We start from the raw sequence: 24,251 nt of genomic DNA, 5'->3' as shown, positions 1-24,251 counted from the left end.
CTGTTTTTAAATTTAGTGAATATGTTTCGAGACGTCTTGTTTTCTTTTTTTGTGTATTCTTTTAGTCGGTTGGTATCTTTTTTGATTTTTTGAAGTTCAGCTTCGCCGTCAATATTTTCTCAGTTGCAAAGAGCCGTGATGCAAGATACATTATAACCACTGTAAAGATTGCTACATAGACTATGCCAAGTACTACTGTTGTGTAGTCGCCCATTATGACTGCTTTAGATGCGATGATTGGGTGACTGTAAGGGATTGCATAAAACAGTGCCTTAATTGCCATTGGCAGAGTGTTTATGTCCAGATACATCAGTGCCATTGCTGGAATGAAGATTAACGGGTAAATATAGCCGACCAAAGCTTGTGCACCACGAACATTTTCTGAAAACGCTGACATAATAACCGCCAATGCCAACGCAGAAAGTAGCGTCATAAACAAGGAGACCCCCAAAAGCGCGTATCCAACTGGAGATGGCACTAAGCCCAAACTCACCAAGTCAATGTTTGATGACATAGGCACACCCATAGTAATAGAGCCAATCATGTAAGAGTAGCCAATAAGCACCGCCACTGAAGCTACACCTGCCACAATTACTGTGCTAGAAACTTTTCCCATCAAAATCGCAAAGCGATCAACAGGTGCAGTGAGCAAGGTTTCTAGAGTTTTTTCTTCTTTTTCCATAGCTACGCTGGTCGCGGCTATCTGCATGGCATAAGTTAACATTATCATGATGGTTAGGGGCAAAGCAATGGATTGTGATAGCATCAGGCTTGAAACCATGGCGGGGTCGATGCCTTCTTGAACTTGTCCTTTGATAATTGTTGACTGAGCGGTTAAGACAACATCTGGAGCAACCGCGCGGTTGAATAAGGTTACAAAGCTTGTTAAGCCACTTGAGCCTATGTCACTAAATAGGCCGCCTCCGCTAAAAGTGCTAAAAATGTTCACGGTTGCGGTAATGTCGTAGTTGCCTCGCATGTGCTGGGTCATGTTTTGACTAAACCCTGCTGGAATCTCCATGAAATTACTGCTATTATAGTAGCTGAGCAGGTTCTGGTCTAAAACATCCTGTGTTGACGTGTTGGTTATTACTTCAGTTTTCATTGTTTGATTAAGATACCCAATAAACGTTTGACTCCAGTTACCCATATCATTATCCACAACAAGCACAGTTGCTTTTTGCGCCTGCTCCTGAGCGCTGCTCACTGCATAGCCCATAACCATCCCCAAAACTGGAAACATTATCAAAGGTAGCACTATCATGCCGATGAGGATTTTTGGGTCCCGCATCAACTCTTTGAGTTCTTTTAGCAAAACAGTAGTGAATCCCTTAAGCATAGCCAACCACCTTTGCGAAGACTTCTTCGAGGTTCTCGCAACTGTACTTGTCCTTGAGCTCTTTAGGTTGCCCATCAACAACAATCTTACCCTTATTTACCAAAGCAACACGATTGCACAGGTACTCAACTTCAAGCATGTTGTGACTACTGAGAATCACGGTGATTCCGTAATCCTTCACGTAGCGTTTAACGATTTCCCGCACATGATAAGCGTGAAGCACATCCAAACCGCTCGCTGGCTCATCAAGAACCGCAAGTTTTGGGTGCGTCATTAGGGCTCGGGCAACCAGTAGCCGTCGTTTCATGCCTTTGCTGTAGGTTTTGGCTTTATCTTTTAAGCGGTCACCAAGCCCTGTGAGGCCGGCGGCTTCATTTACCATGTCTTTGACGTTTCCGTCTTTTTGATAAAATTTAGCCATAAACTCTAAGTACTCATACCCTGAAAGATTCGGGTACGCCCCTGACTCCTCTGGCAGGTAACTGATGATTCTGCGTACCTCACTCGCCTGCTTAACCGTGTCCAACCCGTGAATTTTTAAGGTGCCTGAGGTTGGAACAATAAGTGTGCACACCATGCGCAGAGTGGTGGTTTTTCCTGCGCCGTTGGGTCCAATTAACCCAAAAATTTCTCCGGGTTTAACTTGAAAGCTCAACCCGTTTAAGGCTGTAACGTTGCCAAATTGTTTTGTTAGGTTTTGTGCGTCAACTGCTAAGCTCATGTTTTGTCCCTTGCTTTTCTGGTAATGGTTTTTTTCTGGTTTTAAGGTTTGTGTTTTCTGTTTTTTGGTGTTTACTACATTGGGCATTTTTTTTAACGTGAATTTGTTAGGTTTGTGTGGTGTGTGCTGTTAAATATGGCATGTATTGGGTGTATTTGTTTGTTGGCTGATTGTGTATGAAGTGGCTGATGTTTTTTAATGAATGTACATGTAAAGGAGCTAAAATTGCAGATTTGCATCTCTATTTATAAACGCGGAGGATATAGCGCTGAAGACAACAACGGTTGTGTTCTGTGTTTATTGTTGAATTTCAAAGAATCTATTTGTGACAAAGGAAAATACTGTTGCCTTAGCTAAACAGAGACGAAGTGTTTTTATGGACAAAACTTTTATATCCGTTAGTTTTTGCAATATGCTTATGTCAACTATTAGAGATCACGTATCAATGATGGAGCCGAGCAAAAAACCGCTCAATGTCTTAATCAAGCAAATGCACGGAAACATCGAAGTAGTCCTCAAGAACGGCTGTGAATACAAAGGAAAAATGATAAAATGCGACGGGCACATGAACATTCTGCTGGAAGGCGCCACAGAATGCAAAGAAGAACAGTTGCTAACCAACTATGGCAATGTGCTTCTAAGGGGAAACAACATCCTCTACATAGTGCTTGATGCAAACAAGCATTAACCCTTCAATCTTCCAACTTTCCCAATAATATAATCATAAACCTCTTGTGTATCTATCGAAATAGAGAATTTTCTGCTAAAAAACACAGCTACGTTTTTGATATCACGCTCTAAAAGCTCAACTGCATTAGGGTGGTCTATGTGAACGTATTGTGGCCAGTCAATTATGAGGATGTGCCCCTCTGGTTTTAGGATGATGTTGTATTCGCTTAGGTCTCCGTGGATTATGTGGGCTTTCTGGTAGGCTTTTTTCACGTTTAGATAGATTTCTTTGAGAACTTTTTTGGGGTCCCCAACGTCTTTGTATTTGGAAAGTTCACCGCCCTCAATTTTTCCCATAGCAATTACATGACGGTTATGACTCAAAGGCTCTGGAACCGCGATACCCTGCATGTAGAGCATTTTTAGGGCTTCAAACTCTTTCTCTGCAGCAAGCCTTGACTGAAAAAGCCAACCTGCATGCTCATTTATGTAGCCACGTTTACGTCTTGTTTGACGGAAACTGATTCTACCTAACCTGTGAAATTTAACTGCTATCGGCACATTTTGCGGGCTGAGTGCTTCATAGACATCTGCTTCTTTTCCTACACCGATGGGATGCCCAAAAGCTGAGATGACGCCTGCTTTTACCAGATTATTTATGGCTAGACAATCATAGCCAGTGTAGTTTAGGGTGTGCCCAATGTATGCGCCGCTCATCTGGTAAATTAAATTCAGCTTGCTTAGCTTACCCAACGTATACTCTACGCGCTCAAGTGGGAGTTTGGCATATTTTTTTATTTGCTGAGTTGGAACGAACTCGCGTTTGCTCATGGCGGCTTCAATGATGTGTAGTATGCGGAAGTCTTCGCTTTCTAATTGTTTGAATACTTGTACTGCGAGTTCAGCATTTGACATGCCTATACTTAGGTTGCTTGTGCTAATAAATTGCAATATGTGAAATTTTGTTTTTTTGTGTAATCTTTAAGTTCTAGATTATTGGTTCATAGTGTTTATATTAAGTAGAGGACACTATAGTGTCCCCCGAAACGAACCTTTTCGGCTATAAATATGTTAGAAAACCAAGACAGTGTCACAAGAGTGCTCTCAGTTCTATCCCACCCCATAAGGCGGGAAATACTGTTGAACCTAAGTGACAAAGGTGAGTTATCGTTCACCGACTTGCTTAACTTACTAACAATCGATACTGGAAAACTCAGTTTTCACCTGCGAAACCTCCCCGCTTTCATCGAACAAACCTCCTCAGGCAAGTACACGCTAAGCCGAGCAGGAGAAAGTGCAGTGCGCATCATTCACGACATCGCAAGCTGGGCAGACTCCGCTGATGTACAAGGCAAAGTCACGCAGCTTTCTGTAGCCTCATTAAAAAAACGTGTTTCAGCTTTCATAATAGATTTATCTTTGATTACCGCAATCACGTTTCTAATCACAATTATTCCCGAACTCATAATACAATCAGGAGACTTAATCGCGCGAGTAGTTAGTGCAACAATATTTGTAACCATAGGGCTAATGTGGCTCTACTCAACTCTGCTTGAAGGCTTCAACGGGCAAAGTATAGGTAAACGCCTTGTGGGACTCAAAGTTGTCCGAACAGATGGCAAAAAAATGTCTTATGACCATGCGGCAGTCCGTAACTTTGGCAAGCTTTTGCCGTTGCTGCCTTTTGACTTGTTGGTGGGTTGGCGTCTCAAAAACGTTCTGTTCCGCAGATACTTTGACAAGTTCTCAGGGACAACCGTTATCGATTTACGACAGTAAATCCATAGCCCTTGTAAAGTTTAATTTATGCTTTGCAGTATTCTTTGTTTGGGGAAATTTGCTTGAGCGACAAAGAACTTAGAGTTTCAAAAATCAAAGACGGCACCGTTATTGACCACATACGTGCTGGCTACGCTTTGGATGTGGTGCGGATTTTGGGAATAACAGGAAAAGAAAAACACACCATCACCATAGCCATTAATGTTCCAAGTAAATGCTTCAAAATCAAAGACGTGCTCAAAATCGAGGGCAGAGCCATTAACCCACAGGAAGTCAACAAAATCGCCCTAGTTGCCCCCCATGCGACAATTAACATAATCCGCAACTATCAAGTCCTAGCAAAACAAGAAGTAAAGTTGCCCCAGAAAATTGAGGGTATAATCAAATGCATAAACCCCGCATGCATCAGCAACAGCGGCGAACCCGTGAACTCAAAATTTTACGTCAAAAACCCTGAACCTCTAATGCTAAAATGCCACTACTGCGGTACCATACTCGAACAAGCAAACGTTATGGAACAAATCTAACCCAAACGCTGCTGTGCCAACAAGAAAAGCTGCTCAAAATACGCTCTATTCATGAGTTTACCCTTGCCGATTCCGACGCATTCCAGTGTTTCCTCAAACAGGTAGCAGTCTTGGTCGGTTGAAAACTTGAATTCAAAGGGGTAGAATCTGCAGATAAGAGGACGCAGCTCGTAAACGGTGCATTGATTGTTTTTTAGGAAAATGCATTTGCCCGCAGTTTTTTTCATTTCGTAAATGTAGGGTTCTTTGCCTGTGATGGGTTCACAGAAATCATGTTTTGGCGTGCTGGTTTGTTGGCTGATTTCTTCTGCTTCAGCTTCTAAAAGCAGAATATGCCTTGTTTTTTGCTCGGTGTCGCCGCAGCATAATCCGCATTTTGTGCATTCAAACTGGCATTGGGGGTAATTGAAGGACACAATAATCAACAGTTACATTGAACTGGCGAAAATAAACATGATGCAACTTTTTGACCTTAACTATTGACAAATTATTTAAGCAAACAGCACCAACCCCTATTCACTATGCAAAAGTCAAAATTGGTAATCACGCTATCTACTTTGTTAGCAATTATTGCGGTAGTTTGCATATTGCTTGCTTTGTTTACCCCCTTGTTTAACGGCAACGAGGAAACGCTTCAGGTAGAATGGCAAACCTTTTTGCCCGACATAACCGGCGAAAAAGTAATCCAAACCTCTGATGGGGGCTATTTAGCTCTTGGAACAACCGCTGAACTCTCAAAGAACACCTCAAACGAAACTGTTTTTGTTAACAATCAGCCAATTCTGGTTAAAACCAACAGCTCTGGAAATGTGCAATGGCAACAGACCTTTCAAGTCGAAGACTTAACACCCAAACTTTACAATATCGCCCAAACAAACGATGGAGGCTATGCGGTAATCGGTGGCATAACCTCGCCTGACCAAATATACCCTAACACTCCGTATAGTAAATTCTGTTTAATCAAACTTGATTCAGACGGAAATATTACTTGGACAAAAACTTACACTTCCCCCTCAAATGCTACCAACACTGCTTTCATTAGCCTATTCCAGACAGAAGATGATGGTTATGTTCTGTTTGGTGTTTGGACTCTTTCGTGGGATTATCATGGGGTTTCTCACGGTTATCTGGTGAAGACTGATGCTTCTGGCAACGCATTTTTTTCAAAAGAAGTCTCTGTAGGTGCAGCCAGTTCAATGGAGCCTGTAGATGATGGATACATTTTCTTTGCTAGTCATCAAGCAAGCGGTGGCGGAACCAAGTATATGTTAACAAAGCTTGACTTTAACGGCACTCTTTTATGGTCAAAGGATTATCAGGGAGATGCAATTTCCTCGTATGAAAGCTCAGGCGTAATAACAGACGATGATGGCTATATTCTGGCGGGCAGTTTGGTAAATCCAGAAAAAGGCTGGCTAGTAAAAACTGACCTGCAAGGGACAATGCTTTGGAACAAAACATATCCTCAAGTCACCGCTATTCATTCGGTTGCTAACACTCAAGGCGGCGGATTCGTACTTGTTGGCGTAATCTACTCTGACGATGGCAGCAGAGTGACTTCTTGGCTAGCTAAAACCGACAGCAACGGCAATCTTGAAGCTCAACTAAAAATTGAGCAAAACATTACCGCCTACTATTCAACCATTAACCGCGCGATTCAAACCAGCGATGGCGGCTACATCTGTGTAGGTACATGGAACCAAACAAGTCAAGCTTCAGATTCACAAAAATTCTGGTTGTTCAAAATCTCACCCTAACCTGTCACCTGAATAGGCTTAAGTTAGAATTTTAGGAAAATTGTTAGGGTGGTTTGTTGCGATGTCCTTCCCCGTACTGGTAAGGTCGCCCAAGGTTTTTAGCAAGTTTTTTAACAAACATCTCATCCATGTTCACGCTGGGACACGCCAAACGGCTTGCGTCTAATAGGTAAAACATTACGTCGATGAGTTCTTCGCCGATTTTTTCTTCTGGCTCTCCTTTTTTCCATGCATCACTTGCTTCGCCTAGTTCGATGAAGGCGAAGAGGAGTTTTTTGGGGATGTCTTCTGGTTTGTTGTAGAAGCCTTTAGTTATTACGAGGTTTTCGATTTCTTTTTTCATTTCTTCCAGATGCAAAATGGTTTGCTCCTTGCTCACCAAAAATTCCTCAACTCATATATAGAGTTAGCTTGAGAAACACGGGATATAGCAAAAATTTTTATTGAAAACTGATGCACCAAAACTTGATGGAGCAATGAAGCCTCAAAAATCAGGGTTACTGTTTGTTCTAATCTTTGCAGTCTCACTAATGGCTTCCTTACCATTGGCTAACGCAAACTATTTGCCGCCTCCATCACTTGAAATTGTCTTACCTGTCTCTGCCCCCGCCATCTATTCCGACTCGCCTGTTCCCCTTCAAGTTGTTGTTAACGTTGAACCAGACGCGCCAGATATTACCCGTATTAGTTACAGCATAGACGGTAAAGCTCCTGTTACGCTTTCCAATATAGATAGAGAGGAGAATATGTGGTACTGGACCAGCACAGAAGGAGTCTCTGTACAGGGTACTGCGTTTAGGGCAAACACATCTATGACTATCTCAACTGAGGGCACGCACACAGTGACTGTTTATTCACGTGATTCTGAAGGTAACGAAATGACCAAATCCGTAGATTTCACAGTGGACTATTCTTATGTGCCTCCAACACGCAGCACTGTTAGCTGGCCCCCACTTCCCTCATCCTCTCAAACAGAAACACTGCCTCCAACAGAAAATGAAGGACTCCTTCAGCTCAAAAACTCTCTTTGGCTCATTGTCATCGCGTTTATTGCTGCATCCTCAGTGACTGTTTTGTTTTTTATTAGAAAGAGGTCGAAACTCGCGTTTTGATAAGCCAGAAGCCCTTGTGTGCTCCCATAGCAAGGTACATATAACTGGCTTTCTGTATAATCAACCGAAAATAGAAAAGCTATCAACTTAGGTAGAGTTATGAAAAATCGCAGATTAGGGTTAACAATTATTATACTCTTGGCAATTTCACTAATAGCCTCCTCGCAATTGGTTAAAGCAAACTATTTTCCGCCCCCATCCATCGAAATACCCTCTCCTCTTTCTGCAAAAGTGTATGCTAATTCTTCTGTTCCGCTTCAAGTTATCGTCAACATTGAAACCGATAAGCCAGATGTTACATCCATCAGTTACAGCATAGATGGCACTGCCAATGTTACCTTTACTAATTTAACAAGAATTGATAACAGATTGTACTGGACAAGCCCCGATAGCGTTCTGGAACACGGTACAGCTTTTGTGGCAGACGCATCCTTAGATGACTTAGCTGAGGGCACCCACAAGCTTATTGTTTATTCACACGCTACTGACGGCGAAGAAATGACTTTGACAGTAACGTTCACGGTGGATTATGATTATGTTTCTCCCCAAAACACCTTTAACTGGTTCTCAAATACTCTACCAACTCCTACAAATACAGACGACAGCTCACTTGAAAACTCCCTGTTTATACTAATTATAGCAGGCTTCATAGTAGCACCTGCCTTGTACTTTGCTAGAAAGAGAAAACCGCCAAAAAGTCAAGTCTTCATATAATCAATAAACCGACAAGTGCACGACTATTTGACGAGTAGTTTACCAGAAGTAAGCGGTTTTTTGCTGTGTAGATAGATTAAAATGGTTAATCTGGCTAGTACAGGTAAAAAGAGGTGTTAACTGTTGGGTGACAATTATGCACCCCTAGTTGGGGACTGTTATGCTCCAGAGAAACTTCGAGTTATAATTCCTGTCGGCGGAAAAGCCACGCGGCTTCTGCCCTTAACAGCGGAAACCAGCAAAGCTGCACTGCGCCTACTCAACAGGCCACTGGTAGAATTTTCACTGCTTTCGCTGGCTTCTCAGGGAGTTAGAAACTTCGTCTTTGGTGTAAAGGGCTACACGAACTATCGTGACCTATACGATTATTTTCAGTCAGGATTAGGCTTCTCAGTAAGATACAACATTAAACCCCGTATACACATAAAATATCAGCCCAACGTGGACGACCTCGGCAGTGCAGACTCCGCACAAATAAACATGGAATACTTTGACTTGGTAAACCCCATTTTCGCAGTGCAAGGCGACAACATTTTTGACATAAAAGTAAAGAAACTGATGGATTTTCACAAAGAAAAAGAATCCTGCCTAACCATAGTGCTACGTGAAGTCGAAAACGTTGAAGGCTTAGGAATCGCCGACATAGACAAATGCGGCAGAATCCAAAATTTTGTCGAAAAACCTCTTCCCAAAGATGCCCCAAGCAACCTTGCCAACACTGGCCTTTATGTACTCTCGCCTGAAGTACGCAAGATTTTCAAAGAAAAAGGTGTGCAACAAATAATCAAAGAAAAAAACCGTCTCGACTTCGGCTACGATTTCATCCCATACGTCATTAAATCTGGACGTCCCGTTTACGGTTACACACTAAAAGGCAGCTGGTTTGATGTTGGTACACCCAAAAATTATCTAGAAGCCATGAGTAACTTGCTCCACGGGCGATTTTCTACCCTAAAAGACTTCGGCGGCAGACTATGTGAGGGCAGCCAAATTTTTGTGCAGGGTGAAAGCAATGATTCTGAAAAACGCCGCGATGAAATAATCCGCAAAATCAAACAGAAAAAAATCCAGATTGAAGGCTCCTGCCTCATCGGACGCCATGTACACATCGACGATGGCGCAAGAATCGTTAACAGTTGCATAGACAACTTTACCCGTATAGAGAAAAATGCTGTAGTCACCAACTCTGCAATAATGGATCGTGTAATAATTGGAGAATGCGCAGAAATTCATGACAGCATAATCGGCAGGCACGTGGTTGTTAAATCGTCTCCTTGCAAAAGAACCCGAATCACCGCCGTATCAGTTGTTGCAGACGATGTAACCTTAGAAGAAGGCTGTTCACTGGCAACCTCAAAAGTATACCCGCACCAGAAACTACGTGACGAATTCCAAAACCAAACCGTAATCGCCAACTAAGCCTTAAACCATTTAAAAATCAGATACTTCACGCTGTCACCCTCAATATCGGGCACGGCTATGATGAAACGTTTACGAACAGTGGTCGCCAACCGCCCTGCCTTCACGATTTCTGTGGCTGAAATATCTGCGCCTTGCTGCTTTACCGATACCATGTACGGTGCATGCTCCACTCCTGGTCCATACTTGTAGACGGCAAAGTCACAGCCAAACTTTATGCCTGGCGTTACAATCAAATTATTATTGCGTAAATCTTGATAAACCGCATATTTTTCTTCAAATTCACTGTAGAGTTCTCGCGCTTTTTGTTGTAGTTTTTTAAGTCCTACAGCTTTTTTCTGTTGAGTCTCGTAGACGGCGATTTTTTTCTGTTCCGCAAGATATACGCCCTCCATTAAATCCAAAATTAGGGGTACAGAAAATTCGGGGATTTTTGGTTTAGGAATGCCTAAAGGTTTCCCGTAGTAGCCTTCCTTGTAGAGCTGTGAGCCTTCCGCTGGGTCCCAAACGACTAGGTAATTGTCGATTAGTTCAACTTTGGTTTTAGGCATTCAGTTTCACTACATGATGAATGATATCATGCGTGCCGTATCCGCCGCGTCCTCTGCTTTATCTGCAGAGTTCTCCATAAGTTGTAAAGCCTCACGGAGTAGCAGAAGCGCAGGCGTGTCCAGTTTGCTAGTTAGGGCTTTGATGGTTAACTGGCGGTACTGGTCATCCACTATGCGTTCGGCAATTTCTACTTCCTTGGCTTTTTCTAGGGTTTTTTGTGAGCCGTAGTTGAGTACCATCATGGTTTCGCGTAGTTTTAGTACGCTGTCGAGCACGGCAACGGAGAGTTTGAGAAGGTCTTTTTTTATGTCTGAGGAGATAACCCAGTTGTGCTCCATGATTTCGACAAGGTAAAAGGCTATACCTTCGGAGAAGTCGGCGATTTCGCTGGATTGATTAGTGAACCGTAGGAAGTCTTCTCGGCTGCTTAGGATTGCGCCGATGGATGCGAGCTCTTGGCTGACCATGCGGCGTGCTTTGATGACTTCTTCTTCTCCTGCTCTGATTTCGCTAAGTAATCGTTTGGCGGATTCGCGGTCTCCGCTGGCAAAATATTCTGATAGTTGAGGAATTTTTCTAGATACATCTACTACTTTACGAAGGTTATCTTGACAAGCGTTCAATGCTCTACGCTTCACGCGCTCTTCTGTTTCTGATGGAAGGACCACTCTCTTAACCGCCTAAACACTAACTAAACTATGTATAAAGTGATATAAAAAAATGGTAGTAATTAACCTTTAATGACTATACCCAAGTTTTCGAAGTTTATTTTGCCCTCAAAGTACTCCTTCAGCAGCTTTGGCAACTCCTCAATTGGCGCGCGCACCTGCATCCAAGAGTCACGGTCACGAATCGTCACGGTCTGGTCACTTAGCGTATCATAATCCACCGTTATACCCAACGCGATGCCTGCTTCGTCAGCGCGTGCGTATCTTCTGCCGATGCTGCCTGCCTCGTCATACTCGGTCATGAAACCCTCATTGCTGAGAAGTTTTTGGATTTCTTGTGCCTTGCAGTCTAAACCGTCTCTGCTCATCAACGGATAAATTCCAACCTGAATGGGTGCGAGGCGGCGTGGAAAACTCATCACGACACGGTCATCCTTCAAGCCATAAGCGTACTCAAGTGTCACATAGAACAGGCGGTCCAAACCAAAACTGGGTTCAACCACATGTGGCACAAAACGGGTTCCGCGTTCCACAATCTTCTGCTCACCAATTTCTACTTGGTCGGGGAGCACTTGGTAATTGTCTGCCATGTAGCTGCCTTGTTCAGCCATTTGCTTGGCAACCTCGTTGGGGTCAGCCTTGGCAAGAATCGCCGCGACCTTGCCTGCATCGCCTTTGTAGACGGGACCCAGCTTTGCCATTATCGGCTTTACTGTGAGTGCTTCTTTTTCTATGGGGGTTTTGTACTCTTTATATACGGACATGTCTACGCCGCTGGCTTTCATGTGACAGGACAAGTCAAAATCTGTTCGATATGCGTGACCGGAAACTTCCACCCAGCCCCAGCGGTCCACGAGGACTTCTTGGTCAAAGCTTTGTGTGCTGTAGTGGGCTTTCTCCCAAGTGAGCTTCTCTAAGAAACGCTGCCTCTCAACAGGAACCCCCAACTCCTCCAGCAAACGTTTAGCCATAGCCATAAAGTAGGCTTGCCATTCACAACGGATAATTTTCTTATCTAATGCTTCGCGCACGGTGAAGTTGGTTACATCTTCGCATTCTTTGAGGCGTGTATCACAGAGCAAAATGGGCAAAACCTCATCTTCAACCTCACAGAGCTTGCTACATGTGCCCTCAGCGGGGTCAAAGAAGAACTCCAAATCCGCAATGGTGAATTCACGCAAGCGAATTAAGCCCTGTCTTGGCGAGATTTCGTTGCGTAGTGCCTTGCCAATGTTTATGCATCCAAACGGTAAACGTTCACGTGCAGCTATGAATAGGCGGTTGAATTCGACGAAAATGTTCTGCGCTGCCTCTGGACGACCATAGCCGACGGAGCCTGCGTATGGGCCGATGGTGGTTTCAAACATTGTGAGGTAGCGTGTAGGTTTGCCAAATGTGCCTTTGCAGTCTGGGCAAACTATTTCGTGATGAGCAATCTCAGTTTCCACCTCATCCAGCGTCATCTTTTCCGCCTCTTTAGATGAAATGCCCTTTTCTTCAATGAGGTGGTCAGCTCGGAAGCGAGTGTGACAGTTTTGGCATTCCACCATGGGTTCTTTGAAGTGATCCACGTGACCGCTGGCTTGAAACACTTTGCCTGGGGCAATAACGGATGATTCCATCTCGAAAATGCCGATTTTCTTCACAAATAATTCTCGTAATCTTGCTTCTACGTTTTGCTTTAGGCGCGTACCCAAGGGACCATAAGTGACAAATCCGCCAGCGCCCCCATAAATCTCAAACGATGACCAGAAAAAGCCTCTACGTTTAGCTAACTCATTAATTGCGACGAACTTATCGCACTCAGGCTTAGAACACTTAACACCATCACTACTCAAACTTATTACCTTCGACTTACCGATACACCCAAAATAACAATTAAAACATTACCATAGTATATGAAAAGATTGAGAAATGTTTCTAACATTTTTTCCTGACAGCTTTTTCGACCATTCGATATATTTTTTCAGAGTAATCTGAATCAGCAAATTTTTTTCCATTATCGCTATAATCTGCATATGTTTGACCCGAAATATCGGAAGGCGGTATTGGACACTTAGCATTTTTAATGAGAAGTACACTGGAACCCCATGTTAAGGCAACGCCAATTTCTATGAAGACATTAGGTGCCATATCCGATGTCTCAAAAACGGCTATGTCTGATGAAATAATTTCTCGTGCAATTTCGTTGAATAGGTGTTCACCATAACCCGCATGTAACGAGCTATATTTCAATTCAACGATATCCTCATGATTCTCTTTATTATAACGTGCAACGGATTCTTTGAACAATTTTTTGATATTTTTTCCCAACTCAGAATAATTACAATAATCAGACGCAAACTTACACCCGAAAACTACGTAAAGAATGTTTTTCCTTTTTTTCCAAACGGAGATGGCTCGCCAATCGTTATCAGTGAATCCAAAAGGTGAACCAACTGGACGTTCTATGGTTGAAACATTAGTAGCATATGGTTCATGTTTTTTCTCCAAGGGTTTTAGTATTCTTTGCCATCTTTTACGTTCAATTTCTTCATTACCTTTGGCAGTAAGTTTTACCGAATGAAAGATAAATGGGGGTATATCGTAACTTTGTATACTTTCAATGAGATGGTCATCTTTCAAAAATGCTACTGCATGATTTATTCGAAAAGGTTCTAATCCAGTAGCCAATTGGATATCATTACCTGTCACATATGTATTAGATTCTCTTAGATAGTGAAGAATCAACGCTACATTTAGCTCAAGTTCTGTTGACATATTTTATAGCTTCAGAAAAGGAATATTTTTGTATTATGCCACAACGAGACAATCTTTTTTCAAAATTGATTTAATGTTTGATATCAAAAGTAAAGAGACAGTTTATCGTAGGTAGTTTATGTTTACGCTTTTCACCAACGTTAAGCTGGGTAGTAAACTATTGCATAGCCTGTTATTTTGGTTCTATGAGTATTGCTGTTTCTTCAATTTTCACGGCGTAGGTTGTTGCATCTTTGATTTTTGGATGCAACAAGGGCATCTTTGGTCCAGAAACCACTTTGCCCGATGTCACATCGAATTGTGATTTGTGTCTGGGGCAGGTTACGATGTTTCCCTGCAGGGTTCCTTTGGATAGGTTTCCGCCTTGATGCGTACAAGTATTTCCAATCGCGTAGTAGGTGCCGTTTACGTTTGCAACTAAAACCGTTTCTGAGCCAAGTTTAACGGCTTTCATCTGCCCAGAAGGTATTTCTTGTGTTTCAGCTATTTTCTCAAAAACCACAATGCTCACCTATTCATATTTAACCACACTACCTCAAGTAGTTTACGTTTGATGCCCGTGCACCTGCTGGTTTTGCGGCGTAAATTATTCCATAAAGCAACAGGTCTATTTGCCACCTATTAGGCTCCAAATATCCAACTTATGCAGAAAACATAGAGAGAGGTCAACCCTGTCTATTTGGTTCCTATTAGAAATTCATTGCAGAAACGATAGAGGGGAGGTCACTAATGGCAAATTTTTAGTCCGAAAGCGGGTCGGTGCGATTACTCCTTTAGCCTTTCCAGTCTTAGCGAATTCAACAATAGCAGCATTGTCACGCCATCATCGCCCGAAGCAACCGTAAACCACAGCGGAATCAAACCCATCAAGCCCAAAGCACCCAGAACCAGTTTAACAATTAAGGATGCAGCAATGTTTTGTTTGGCTATAGTCATGGTTTTTTTGCTAAGCTCCAAAAGATAAGGAACCTGCGCCAATTCATCCTTAACCAGCACAACATCAGCCGACTCTAACGCTGCATCCACACCTGCTGCACCCATTGCAATCCCCACATCAGACGCCGCCAACGCAGGCGCATCATTTACACCATCCCCAATCATAGCAACCAAACCGTCAGTTTTAGCCTTCATCTCCTCAATTAGGCGCAGTTTGTCTTCAGGGAAAAGCTCAGCGTGAGCTTCATCAATTTTGAGTGCTTGAGCAGTCTCGTTTGCGATTTCTGTGCGGTCGCCTGTGAGCATGGCTGTTTTTACACCATTTTTCTTCAATTTGCTAACTGCTCTAAGAGAATCTTCTCTTACTTGGTCAACCACACAAACCGACGCTAAACCCTCTTTACCTACAGAGACACAAATCGTCGTATGTACATCGCCAGTGTTTATCTCAAAAGCCTCTTTGCAGTTACAGCCAAAATCCTTCATCAACTCAAGCGTGCCCACCGCCACAAAGTTGCCATTCACGTTGCCCACTATGCCTTTGCCTGAGATTTCGGTGACATCGGTGACTTTTATCTTGCTGAGGTCAATGCCTCTTTCTTCTGCTCTGCGTACGATGGCTTGCGCGACAGGATGATTTGAGAACTGCTCAAGCGCCGCAGCGTAAGCGATGGCTTCTTTTTCTTCTTTTTGTTGAACAAGCCTGACTTTATGCACGCTTGGTCTGCCCATCGTTAACGTGCCTGTCTTGTCAAAAACAACCTGTTTAACTTTGGCTAGTTTTTCAATGTAAATTCCGCCTTTAATCACTACGCCTCGCTTGGCTGCGATGGTGATTGCCATAAACACTGTGGCTGGCACAGAAATGATAAACGCGCTTGGGCAGGAAACCACCAGCAAAATCAAGGAACGATACAGCCAACTGTCAAAGGTTCCAGCGCCCAAAAGAGTCGGCACAGTCGCGGTTAAAACTGCAAGCAAAATCACTATGGGAACATAAATTTTTGAGAAGCGCGTAACCAACTTCTCGATGGATGCCTTCTTTTTTCCTGACTCCACTACAAGGTCAATAATTCTGGAGACCAAGGTTTCACTGGCTTTCTTAGTCACCAAAACCCGCAAAACACCGCTGATATTAAGTGTTCCAGCATAAACCGTGTCACTAACTTTCTTTACTACAGGCACAGACTCCCCCGTTACAACCGCCTGATCCACATGAGAAAACCCTTCCACTACACTGTCATCCAATGGAATACGCTCACCAGGCTTCACAAGCAGCATCATGTTAGGCTCCACGGTGCTAACTGGAACACTTTTTTCTGTATCATCAGCAATTATTCGGGCTTTATCAGGCATGAATTTGCTGAGTTTTTCTATGGTGCGTCTTGCCCTGTCTTCGATGTAGCCTTCAAAATACTCAGCTATTGAGTAAAGAAAAAGCACTGTTGCAGCTTCAAATCGGGCATCAAGATACAGCGCGCCCAAAGCAGCGGTTGCCATCAGAAACTCGACGCTGAATCTGTGTTCTATAATGAGTTCTTTTAGACCAGTTATGCCGATGTATACTGCAACAATCAGCACGGAAACATAGTACAAAATCGCTGTGACTGTTGCCTGCATGTTAATTACAGGAATATTAAACCCTAAAGGGACGCCCTGAAAGAAAATATCCAGTACGCCGCCTACCAGAACAGTTATGCCCAAAAGAACAGCGAAGGCAACCATGACTTTCTTGTTTTCGCTTTCTGTATGGCTGGGTTTTTCCGATCGAGTTTTATGTTGAAAAGTCATGCTGTTCAATAAAAGAAACATTCTGTTGATATTAAGATGATGCTAAATTGTGTGTTTGAACAGAAAATCTTTGTAAACCCGCCCGTTTTTTCAAAATAGCCTTCTACATATATATGTGCATGTTAAAAACACGTAAATACTTAGACATGTCATGTTCAAAGTTGACAGGATGTTAACAAAATGTCTGAACGGTTTGCTAAAAAATGGGAACCTAAAAAAGAAGGAGACTCCTTCCTCAGCCAAGTAAAACAAACAGTGCAGCCACAAGCACCATTAAAACCGCGACTTGATATGGCACTAAAAAAACTCGACCTACAAATTAACAAGCTTGACCAAGCAAACGAACGCTTCACAACAAAAGACAAAGCACTCTTTGCTAAACTAGTGGATGCCTACACGCAGCATGACACAGCGCACGCCAACATTTATGCTACAGAACTAGCAGAAATCCGCAAAATGTCCAAACTCATAATGAACGCAAGATTAGCCCTAGACCAAGTATCTCTGCGTATGCGAACAATCACAGAGTTTGGCGATTTGGTATCAAACCTTGGACCATGCATTGGAGTGCTTCGCAGCGTTAACGCAGGAATGTGCGGTGTACTGCCAGAAGCAGAAAACGAACTGGGCGAAATCGGAAACATGCTAAGCGGGCTTATGATGGATGCAGGCTTAAACGGTGGTAATTCATTAAACTTCAACAACGTAAATGAAGACGCCGCCCAAATCCTAAATGAAGCAGCTGTGGTTGCAGAGCAGAAAGTAAGCGCGAACTTCCCAGATTTGCCTCCAGGTCTTTCTACCGGTAGCGACAAATCAAAAGCTTAATGCTGTTTTCTTTCTTAACACCCTTTTCTTTTCATTTTTGTTTTCAATTTTTCTTTTTTGTTCTATAAGGGTTAAGGATGTTTTTTGGAGTTTTTTTAGTCAACTTATTAAAGCTCTTTTACTTCTAACTTGTAGAAGAGAGGGCGCAATAGCTCTTGCCTAGTGCAGAAAAGGAACATGACACAGAATTAGAATACGCGCTTAGAGGTAAAGCATGGAAGGTTTACTGGTTCCTGCTCAAGAAAGGTAACCCTGCCAGCGTAAGAGAGGTTCAGCGTGCACTACACTTCAGTAGTCCAAGCGTAGCTTTTCACCATCTGGAGCAACTTCGAAATTTAGGGCTGGTTCAAAAGCAAGAAACTGGCGGACAGTATGTGCTTGTTGGAGAAGTCAAAATCGGTGTTCTAAAGCATTATGTTAAGCTTGGTAAAGTGCTGTTTCCAAGGTTTTTCTTTTACGCTTTGTTCTCTACAGTGTTCTTTTTGGGCTATGTTTTCCTGCTTTTGCAGACCTTTAGCAGGGATAACCTGTTTATTTTAACATTTGGAATCATTGTTTGTAGCATATTTTGGTATGAGGCGTATCGAGTATGGGCTATGAGACCATTCTAACAGTTAGTACACGGTGTTCGTGTAGATAGCATAATATAAAATAGGTACAATGGGGTAAGTAGATACAAGAATGTTGCAGCAAGAAGTACAAAAAAGAACGAAAATTTACGGGTTAGTGGCGATATTATCAGCGGTGCTTCTTATCTCAATGATTTATGTGGTTGCTTCTCCAATCCAAATATCCCCAAATGTGGCTTCTCTAAAAACTTTCTCATCAAGTGATGAAATAAAAAATTACATAGTAGCTAATACAGAATTTAGCAGTTCATCAGTATATCCGGGAGGACCGCTTGACCAGCAATTAATAAATGAAATAAATGCAACTTCTCCAATTCCAACATCTTCCCCTTCAACTAACCCAATTGATTCTTCAACTCAAATTCAGTTTGCAGGAGTAGATGAAGCTGATAACATGAAAACAGACGGAACCTACCTCTATTTCTCTGTCCAAAACATAATCTACATCTTGGATGCTGACCCACAAAACGCCACAGTTTTATCTAAAATTGAACTAAACAACACCTCATATGCTGCTGGACTATTTCTTGACCAAGCCAGTTGTAGATTGATTGTTATAGGAAGCCAATATGACGACCCATTCTCTGAGGATGTTCCTACACCTTATGGCGGAGAAGTCGGAGACTCAATTTATCAGCATATAATCCAAAATGCGCGAACATTTGTTAAGGTTTATGACATAACCAACAAAAGTGTTCCACAGTTAACTAAAAACTTTGCAATTAGCGGCAGTTACTTTAATTCGCGAATGGTGGGAAACTACCTCTATACAGTGGTTAGTCAACAAGCCAAAGTTTCAAATGACACTGTAGATTTACCAACAATTTATAATGGGGCTCAATCATATACGATTTCACCCGAAAACATTTACTACATTGATCAGTCAGGCTCATATTTCACTTACACGTCTTTTATAGGCTTAGATATTTCCAATGGTACCCCAAATGTTTCCACCGTTACCATGTTAATGGGTGAAACAAGTAACATGTATGTTTCTCAAAATAACATGTATGTAACGTTCCCTTCACCAGATCAAGATGAACAGGGGACAGTGATTTACAGAATAAGCATAAAAGGTACCTCATTGGCTTTTGAAGATAAAGGTAAAGTTCCAGGATACATCCTAAATCAGTATTCAATGGATGAATACAACGGTTACTTCAGAATCGCAACATGTATAACTACAGGTTCATGGATTAACCAAGAGCAACAAAACAGCCTCTACATACTAAACAGTAACCTAACCACTGTTGGCAAAATAGAAAACCTCGAAATAAATGAACGTATATACACGGTCCGATTCGTAGAGGACAAATGCTACTTTATAACCTACAAACAAACCGAGCCATTCTACATCGTAGACTTAAGCAAACCCGCTGACCCTAAAATTGCCGGACAAATCAAGATTCCAGCATACACCAGCTATCTATACCCATACGATGAAAACTATGTTATCGGCATAGGCAAACAAAACAGCGGCTTTAAACTTTCCCTCTTTAACATCACAGACCTCAACAAGCCAGTTGAGCTATCATACTTTGTCTTTGGTAACGGCTCAAACACACCAGCACTATATGATCCTCATGCATTTCTATTTAATCCAGAAAACGGTATGCTAACTATCCCAGTGTTCATAAACAAGATTGTTGCTCCTTCAATTCCAGGTAGTGCAGATTTACCTGCTTATTCTTGGCAGGGTGCATACGTTTTTAATGTAACAGTTAAAAATGGCGTTGTCTTCAAAGGCACCATAACACAAATTGACGCCAACTCAACAAACGTACACGACTATTACACACTGCTCAGCAATAAAGCAATTACTAGTACAGCATACATAAACCAAACAGTCTACACAATCTCAAAATCGATGGTGCAACTAAACAACCTGTCAGGAAACTTTACCGTTATAGACAGAGTTAACCTGCCCTAATCAGCGCGTTCTGGTTCAATATGAACTGTAACCACAGAGTTTGAAAAATGCTCTTTTGTTTCTTTTTCAAGCTGCGAGGCCATCTTGTGAGCCTCAGTAATCTTTACCTGTTTAGTGAAGCAACAGTCAATGTTGATGTAACGTTTTCCCTCGGCAGAATAAGTGACAACACGTTTAACATGTAGAGTTTGCGCGATAATCCTTGCAACCTCATAAACAACCTGTTCAACCTGTTCCTCATCAGCCTCAACCCCTTGCATTACACCTGAAGGCTCAACATGAACTGTGACGTTTTCAAGATGCTTAATTCCCGCGTGTATTTTCTGCTCAATTTTTTCAGCGATTTTGTGGGCTTCTTCCACTGAAAGTGCAGGATTAACATATACATGTAAAGTAATGTAGAGTTTTCCTTCAACGTAAACAGTGCTGATTTCATGCACATGATGTACCCCTTCCACACTTGCAAGCTTTTGTACGAGTTGTTCAAGTTTTACTTCTTTTTCTGAGGGTTCAATGTGTATTGTGGCATCTACGTTTCCGCATTCTGTTTTTAGTTTAATTTCAAGGTCGGAAGCAAGTGTGTGGGCATCTTCAAGACTCATTGCACTGGGAACTTGGATTGTTGCATCCACAAATATTTTTGAGCTAACTTTTCTAACTTTTAGGTTCCCGATTTTATCCACGTCCGGGTATGCGTGGATGCACTTTTTTATTTTTGAAACAAGGTCTCTGCTTGCTGTGTCGCTTAATTCGTTTATGCTGGATTTAACCAGTTTAACGCTCAGGTAAGTGAGCATGAAGCCAAGGAAAATTGACGCTATTGAATCCATGTTTGAAAAACCAATTGTGGCTAAGCCGAATCCAGCAAGGGCAATCAGGGTGGAACTGAAATCAGAGATGGCATCATAGAAGCCTGCTTTGACTGAGGCGCCCTCTATGTGTCGGGTTTTGCTAAAAACTGTGATTCTGACAACATCAATGCAAAGTGTGTATCCTATGGCGATGAAACCTGCAAATTCTACGCCTTCATTAACTTGGGCATTAGACATTAACCGCACTCCTGCTTCATAAAAAATGAGTAGGGCTACGCCAATGAGGATTATTCCAGCGATTAATCCACCTATCGCTTCAAACTTTTCATGCCCATAAGTATGCTCTTCATCTGGAGGTTTAAGTGCTGCTCTTGCCGCAAAAAATAACATTACACTAGAAACAACATCTAAAAGTGCATGCAAGCCATCACTTAGCACTGCTAAACTGTTCACTAACAATCCTATAACAACTTCAACCACTACAACACTAAAGATTGCAATAGCCGAAATTTTTAGGGCTCTTAATTTCGTAGAGCTTTCTTGGCTTTGCATTGTTATGAAAATTTACTTATTGAAGGGTGATTTAAGATTTGCCATGCAAAACAGATTTCTCATTTGATTTCTGGTTGATAAATTTGGGTTGATTTAAATAAAGGTTAACTGATGCTTTCACAATGATGGCGCTCTCAAAACTCTTCCAAGGCGAATCCGCAGTCCTGCGAGGAAACTTCCTTCTCATCACGCTGAGTTGGATAATCATGTTCGGCGCATCTCCCATCTCAGGTACCTACGCCAGCCTCTACTACAAAGACCTCGGAGCCAGTGACTTCCTCATCTCCATAATTGGTGTCGCAGGTTCATTGGCAATCGCGATAGTTCAGCTTCCCGGTGGCTACTTAGCGGATAAGCATGGGCGGAGGTGGCTTGTGGTTTGGATGACCTTCGGGTTAGCAATAGGTAGCTTATTTTTTGTGTTTGCACCATCATGGCACTTCATTGTTTTGGGAATGATTATCCAGAACATCTGCGCGATTTACGGTCCAGCATTAATGGCGATGGTGTTTGATTCTCTGCCTCCGCAAAACCGTGGTGCAGGCTTCAGCTTCCAATCCGCCGTTACTAACCTTGTTTATTTACCTGGACCTTTGATTGCCAGTTTTTTGGTGTCGTATTTTGGTTTTACTTTGGGCATGCGGGTTGCTTACGCGATTTTGACGATTGCTTATTTTGCGGCTGCAATGTTGCGGCTTGGATTAAAGGAGACTTTGCCTGCAAACGGCAACAGCCAAAAGCCTACAGTTCTTGATGTGCTCCGCGATTATCCCCGCTCTGTAAAAGATAGCTTTAACGTTTGGCGTAAAGTTCCCAAATCCGCGTTTTACCTTTTCTTAGCAATAATTACCGTGAGCGGTTTGGTGGTGAGTTGTATGATGTATTTTGTTGTTTATGCAACTTCAGTTCTTCAAATGTCCAATTATCAGTGGGCAATAATTCAAACCTTCATGTATCTAAGCATCTTTGTCCCAGTGATTGCCGCAGGATTTTTCATGGATAAAATCGGCAGAAAACACTTCCTAATCGCAGGCTACCTCCTCTGCGTCCCAGGCATGCTCCTGTTTCTCAACGGCAACTTCTACACGCTACTCCTTGCCTTCTTCCTGTTCGGCTTGGGAAACGCTCTTCAACTTAACAGTTATCAGATTCTGATGGGCGATCTGATTCCACGCAGCTTGAGAGGAACAGCAACTGGCTGTATGCAGTTTTTCGCATTTATTATGCAGGCGGTTTTGCTGGTGCTGGTTGGGTTTTTGTATGCGTTTGTTGCTCCTTGGTTACCTTTTCTTTTGTTGGCGGTGGTTATGGTTCCAGTAGCGGTTTTCGTGTTTTTGAAGGTTCAGGAACCCACGGTTAAGGAAATCTGAAACGATAGGCATTTAGGGTTGAAAGCAATAGTTAAGAAAAACAGTTGATTGCGATGGCTCTAAAGAAAATCCGCGAAATCCTAGACGGTTGCTGCCCAGACCAGAAAGTGCAGATACGAGGTTGGGTGTACCGTAAACGCGAAGGAAAAGCGCTAATTTTCCTGCTTATCCGAGACTCAACAGGCGTAATCCAATGCACCATCAAAAAAGACAATCCCTGCTGGGGTGAAGCTCAAAAACTCACCATCGAATCCAGCCTAACCTTGGAAGGCACCGCTAGACCTGATACACGCGCGCCTGGAGGTTACGAAATCGCCGCTGAGACTCTTGAAATTGTTGGACTTGCCGAGAATTTTCCAATAAGCAAAGACAAAAGTGAAGAGTTCATCCGTGACATGCGCCACCTCTGGCTAAGAAGCAGAAAAATGAATCTTGTCATGAAGGTTCGCGCTCAAATTATAGAGTCTGCGCGTGCATACTTTAAGCAGCAAACTTTCACCGAGGTTTCCCCACCAATGTTCATATCCGCGGCGGTGGAAGGCGGCTCAACACTTTTCAAACTCAAATATTTTGACCAAGAGCTCTACCTAACACAGAGCAGTCAATTGTACCTTGAAATCCTCATGTATAGCTTAGAGAAAGTCTACTGCATAGCACCTTCATTTCGCGCGGAGAAAAGCCGAACCATCCGCCACCTTACCGAGTACTGGCATATGGAAGGTGAATGGCCATTTGCAGACTTGGAAGACTTGATGAAATTTGAAGAAGGCCTAATGGAGTACATCTGTCAAGATGTGGCTGAGAAATGCCAAAAAGAATTTGCCGAATTGGGCGCGGATATTGAGAAAGTCAAAGCCGTAAAAACCCCGTTTCCACGAATCACTTACAAAGAAGCCATCGAACGATTACAACCCAAAAACCCTGAGCTTAAATGGGGCTCAGACCTTGGCTATGAAGACGAAAAAGTCTTATCAGACGAGTTTGGCAAACCATTTTTCGTGTATGATTACCCAACCGAAATTAAGGCATTCTACTGCAAAACCTACGATGATCACCCTGAAATTGCAAAATCAGTGGACATGATGGTGCCTCGTGTTGGCGAAATCAGCACAGGCGGTGCAAGAGAAGACAACAAAGACACCCTGATAGCCCGCATGAAAGAGCAGGGACTTAATCCTGAAGATTACGAGTGGTATCTTGACCTGCGCCGCTACGGCACGGTTCCGCATGTTGGGTTTGGTATGGGTTTGGAACGATTGCTGATTTGGATGCTGGACTTAGAAAACATTATTGATGCGATTCCGTTTCCAAGAACAACAAGACGATTCTACCCCTAATATTCTTCTTGTTTCTCTTATTTTTTGATTTTTTTCTTTTTTGGAATAG

The 24,251-nt window shown here is 42.6% G+C and carries 24 protein-coding genes; 12 read left to right on the top strand and 12 right to left on the bottom strand.

The window, feature by feature from the left end:
• Positions 1–61: 61 nt before the first annotated feature.
• Positions 62–1,339 carry an ABC transporter permease gene (locus NWF01_10775; GenBank protein ID MCW4025498.1) on the bottom strand — a complete coding sequence of 426 codons (1,278 nt, stop codon included), beginning with the start codon at positions 1,337–1,339 and terminating at the stop codon, positions 62–64.
• Positions 1,332–2,060 (bottom strand): ABC transporter ATP-binding protein, encoded by a 729-nt coding sequence (locus tag NWF01_10770; protein ID MCW4025497.1) that lies wholly within the window; start codon positions 2,058–2,060, stop codon positions 1,332–1,334. The genes NWF01_10775 and NWF01_10770 overlap by 8 nt, the downstream gene beginning before the upstream one ends.
• Before the next feature lie 418 nt (positions 2,061–2,478).
• Here NWF01_10770 and NWF01_10765 point away from each other — a divergent pair, with 418 nt between their 5' ends.
• Positions 2,479–2,748, top strand: a complete 270-nt coding sequence (locus NWF01_10765) for a ribonucleoprotein (protein MCW4025496.1) — start codon at positions 2,479–2,481, stop codon at positions 2,746–2,748.
• Here NWF01_10765 and NWF01_10760 read toward each other — a convergent pair.
• On the bottom strand, positions 2,745–3,644 hold the full coding sequence (locus NWF01_10760) for a serine/threonine protein kinase (GenBank protein ID MCW4025495.1): 900 nt from the start codon (positions 3,642–3,644) through the stop codon (positions 2,745–2,747). The genes NWF01_10765 and NWF01_10760 overlap by 4 nt on opposite strands.
• 153 nt (positions 3,645–3,797) lie before the next feature.
• On the opposite strand from NWF01_10760, the gene NWF01_10755 reads away from it, so the two are divergent.
• Together NWF01_10755 and pyrI are read left to right on the top strand one after the other, a co-directional pair.
• Positions 3,798–4,508 carry an RDD family protein gene (locus NWF01_10755; GenBank protein ID MCW4025494.1) on the top strand — a complete coding sequence of 237 codons (711 nt, stop codon included), beginning with the start codon at positions 3,798–3,800 and terminating at the stop codon, positions 4,506–4,508.
• A gap of 56 nt (positions 4,509–4,564) precedes the next feature.
• The gene (gene pyrI / locus NWF01_10750; GenBank protein MCW4025493.1) at positions 4,565–5,035 is read left to right on the top strand and encodes an aspartate carbamoyltransferase regulatory subunit; all 471 of its coding nucleotides are present in this window, start codon (positions 4,565–4,567) and stop codon (positions 5,033–5,035) included.
• Here the strand turns inward: pyrI and NWF01_10745 are convergent.
• Positions 5,032–5,451, bottom strand: coding sequence for a YkgJ family cysteine cluster protein (locus tag NWF01_10745; protein MCW4025492.1), 420 nt, complete (start codon positions 5,449–5,451; stop codon positions 5,032–5,034). The two genes, pyrI and NWF01_10745, sit on opposite strands and share 4 nt — an antisense overlap.
• 105 nt (positions 5,452–5,556) lie before the next feature.
• Here NWF01_10745 and NWF01_10740 point away from each other — a divergent pair, with 105 nt between their 5' ends.
• Positions 5,557–6,792, top strand: a complete 1,236-nt coding sequence (locus NWF01_10740) for a hypothetical protein (protein ID MCW4025491.1) — start codon at positions 5,557–5,559, stop codon at positions 6,790–6,792.
• 43 nt (positions 6,793–6,835) lie between these two features.
• Here the strand turns inward: NWF01_10740 and NWF01_10735 are convergent, their stop codons facing one another.
• Positions 6,836–7,171: a hypothetical protein gene (locus NWF01_10735; GenBank protein MCW4025490.1), complete on the bottom strand. Its 336-nt coding sequence runs from the start codon at positions 7,169–7,171 to the stop codon at positions 6,836–6,838.
• A gap of 97 nt (positions 7,172–7,268) precedes the next feature.
• On the opposite strand from NWF01_10735, the gene NWF01_10730 reads away from it, so the two are divergent.
• The 3 genes from NWF01_10730 to NWF01_10720 all read left to right on the top strand — a co-directional run bounded on the left by NWF01_10730 (position 7,269) and on the right by NWF01_10720 (position 10,037).
• The gene (locus NWF01_10730) at positions 7,269–7,904 is read left to right on the top strand and encodes a hypothetical protein (protein ID MCW4025489.1); all 636 of its coding nucleotides are present in this window, start codon (positions 7,269–7,271) and stop codon (positions 7,902–7,904) included.
• Between the two features lie 99 nt (positions 7,905–8,003).
• Positions 8,004–8,618, top strand: coding sequence for a hypothetical protein (locus NWF01_10725; GenBank protein ID MCW4025488.1), 615 nt, complete (start codon positions 8,004–8,006; stop codon positions 8,616–8,618).
• A gap of 123 nt (positions 8,619–8,741) precedes the next feature.
• Positions 8,742–10,037, top strand: coding sequence for an NDP-sugar synthase (locus NWF01_10720; protein MCW4025487.1), 1,296 nt, complete (start codon positions 8,742–8,744; stop codon positions 10,035–10,037).
• Here the strand turns inward: NWF01_10720 and endA are convergent.
• The 6 genes from endA to NWF01_10690 all read right to left on the bottom strand — a co-directional run bounded on the left by endA (position 10,034) and on the right by NWF01_10690 (position 16,744).
• Positions 10,034–10,588, bottom strand: a complete 555-nt coding sequence (endA, locus tag NWF01_10715) for a tRNA-intron lyase (GenBank protein ID MCW4025486.1) — start codon at positions 10,586–10,588, stop codon at positions 10,034–10,036. The two genes, NWF01_10720 and endA, sit on opposite strands and share 4 nt — an antisense overlap.
• A gap of 9 nt (positions 10,589–10,597) precedes the next feature.
• Complete coding sequence (locus NWF01_10710) at positions 10,598–11,257, bottom strand: DUF47 family protein (protein MCW4025485.1); 660 nt, start codon at positions 11,255–11,257, stop codon at positions 10,598–10,600.
• 62 nt (positions 11,258–11,319) lie between these two features.
• A complete protein-coding gene (gene glyS, locus NWF01_10705; GenBank protein ID MCW4025484.1) occupies positions 11,320–13,095 on the bottom strand; it encodes a glycine--tRNA ligase in 1,776 nt (591 codons plus the stop codon).
• A gap of 82 nt (positions 13,096–13,177) precedes the next feature.
• On the bottom strand, positions 13,178–14,017 hold the full coding sequence (locus NWF01_10700; protein ID MCW4025483.1) for a hypothetical protein: 840 nt from the start codon (positions 14,015–14,017) through the stop codon (positions 13,178–13,180).
• Between the two features lie 172 nt (positions 14,018–14,189).
• Entirely contained in the window at positions 14,190–14,519 is a 330-nt protein-coding gene (locus NWF01_10695; protein MCW4025482.1) for a Rieske 2Fe-2S domain-containing protein, read from the bottom strand.
• 263 nt (positions 14,520–14,782) lie between these two features.
• On the bottom strand, positions 14,783–16,744 hold the full coding sequence (locus NWF01_10690; protein ID MCW4025481.1) for a cation-translocating P-type ATPase: 1,962 nt from the start codon (positions 16,742–16,744) through the stop codon (positions 14,783–14,785).
• Positions 16,745–16,924: 180 nt separating this feature from the next.
• Here NWF01_10690 and NWF01_10685 point away from each other — a divergent pair, with 180 nt between their 5' ends.
• From NWF01_10685 to NWF01_10675, 3 genes are all read left to right on the top strand, one after another.
• Positions 16,925–17,572, top strand: coding sequence for a Snf7 family protein (locus NWF01_10685; protein ID MCW4025480.1), 648 nt, complete (start codon positions 16,925–16,927; stop codon positions 17,570–17,572).
• Positions 17,573–17,727: 155 nt separating this feature from the next.
• Positions 17,728–18,183 (top strand): ArsR family transcriptional regulator, encoded by a 456-nt coding sequence (locus NWF01_10680; GenBank protein ID MCW4025479.1) that lies wholly within the window; start codon positions 17,728–17,730, stop codon positions 18,181–18,183.
• 70 nt (positions 18,184–18,253) lie between these two features.
• Positions 18,254–20,131, top strand: coding sequence for a beta-propeller domain-containing protein (locus NWF01_10675; GenBank protein MCW4025478.1), 1,878 nt, complete (start codon positions 18,254–18,256; stop codon positions 20,129–20,131).
• On the opposite strand, the gene NWF01_10670 is transcribed toward NWF01_10675, so the two are convergent.
• Positions 20,128–21,495 (bottom strand): cation-efflux pump, encoded by a 1,368-nt coding sequence (locus NWF01_10670; GenBank protein ID MCW4025477.1) that lies wholly within the window; start codon positions 21,493–21,495, stop codon positions 20,128–20,130. The two genes, NWF01_10675 and NWF01_10670, sit on opposite strands and share 4 nt — an antisense overlap.
• Positions 21,496–21,617: 122 nt before the next feature.
• Here NWF01_10670 and NWF01_10665 point away from each other — a divergent pair, with 122 nt between their 5' ends.
• Entirely contained in the window at positions 21,618–22,865 is a 1,248-nt protein-coding gene (locus NWF01_10665) for an MFS transporter (protein ID MCW4025476.1), read from the top strand.
• A 53-nt stretch (positions 22,866–22,918) separates the two neighbouring features.
• The gene (gene asnS / locus NWF01_10660) at positions 22,919–24,202 is read left to right on the top strand and encodes an asparagine--tRNA ligase (protein MCW4025475.1); all 1,284 of its coding nucleotides are present in this window, start codon (positions 22,919–22,921) and stop codon (positions 24,200–24,202) included.
• Positions 24,203–24,251: the final 49 nt, after the last annotated feature.

Source organism: Candidatus Bathyarchaeota archaeon (assembly GCA_026014585.1).
Classification (GTDB): domain Archaea; phylum Thermoproteota; class Bathyarchaeia; order Bathyarchaeales; family Bathycorpusculaceae; genus Bathycorpusculum.
Note: the sequence above shows the minus strand (reverse complement) of the source record. Positions and strands in the feature narration are given on the sequence as shown.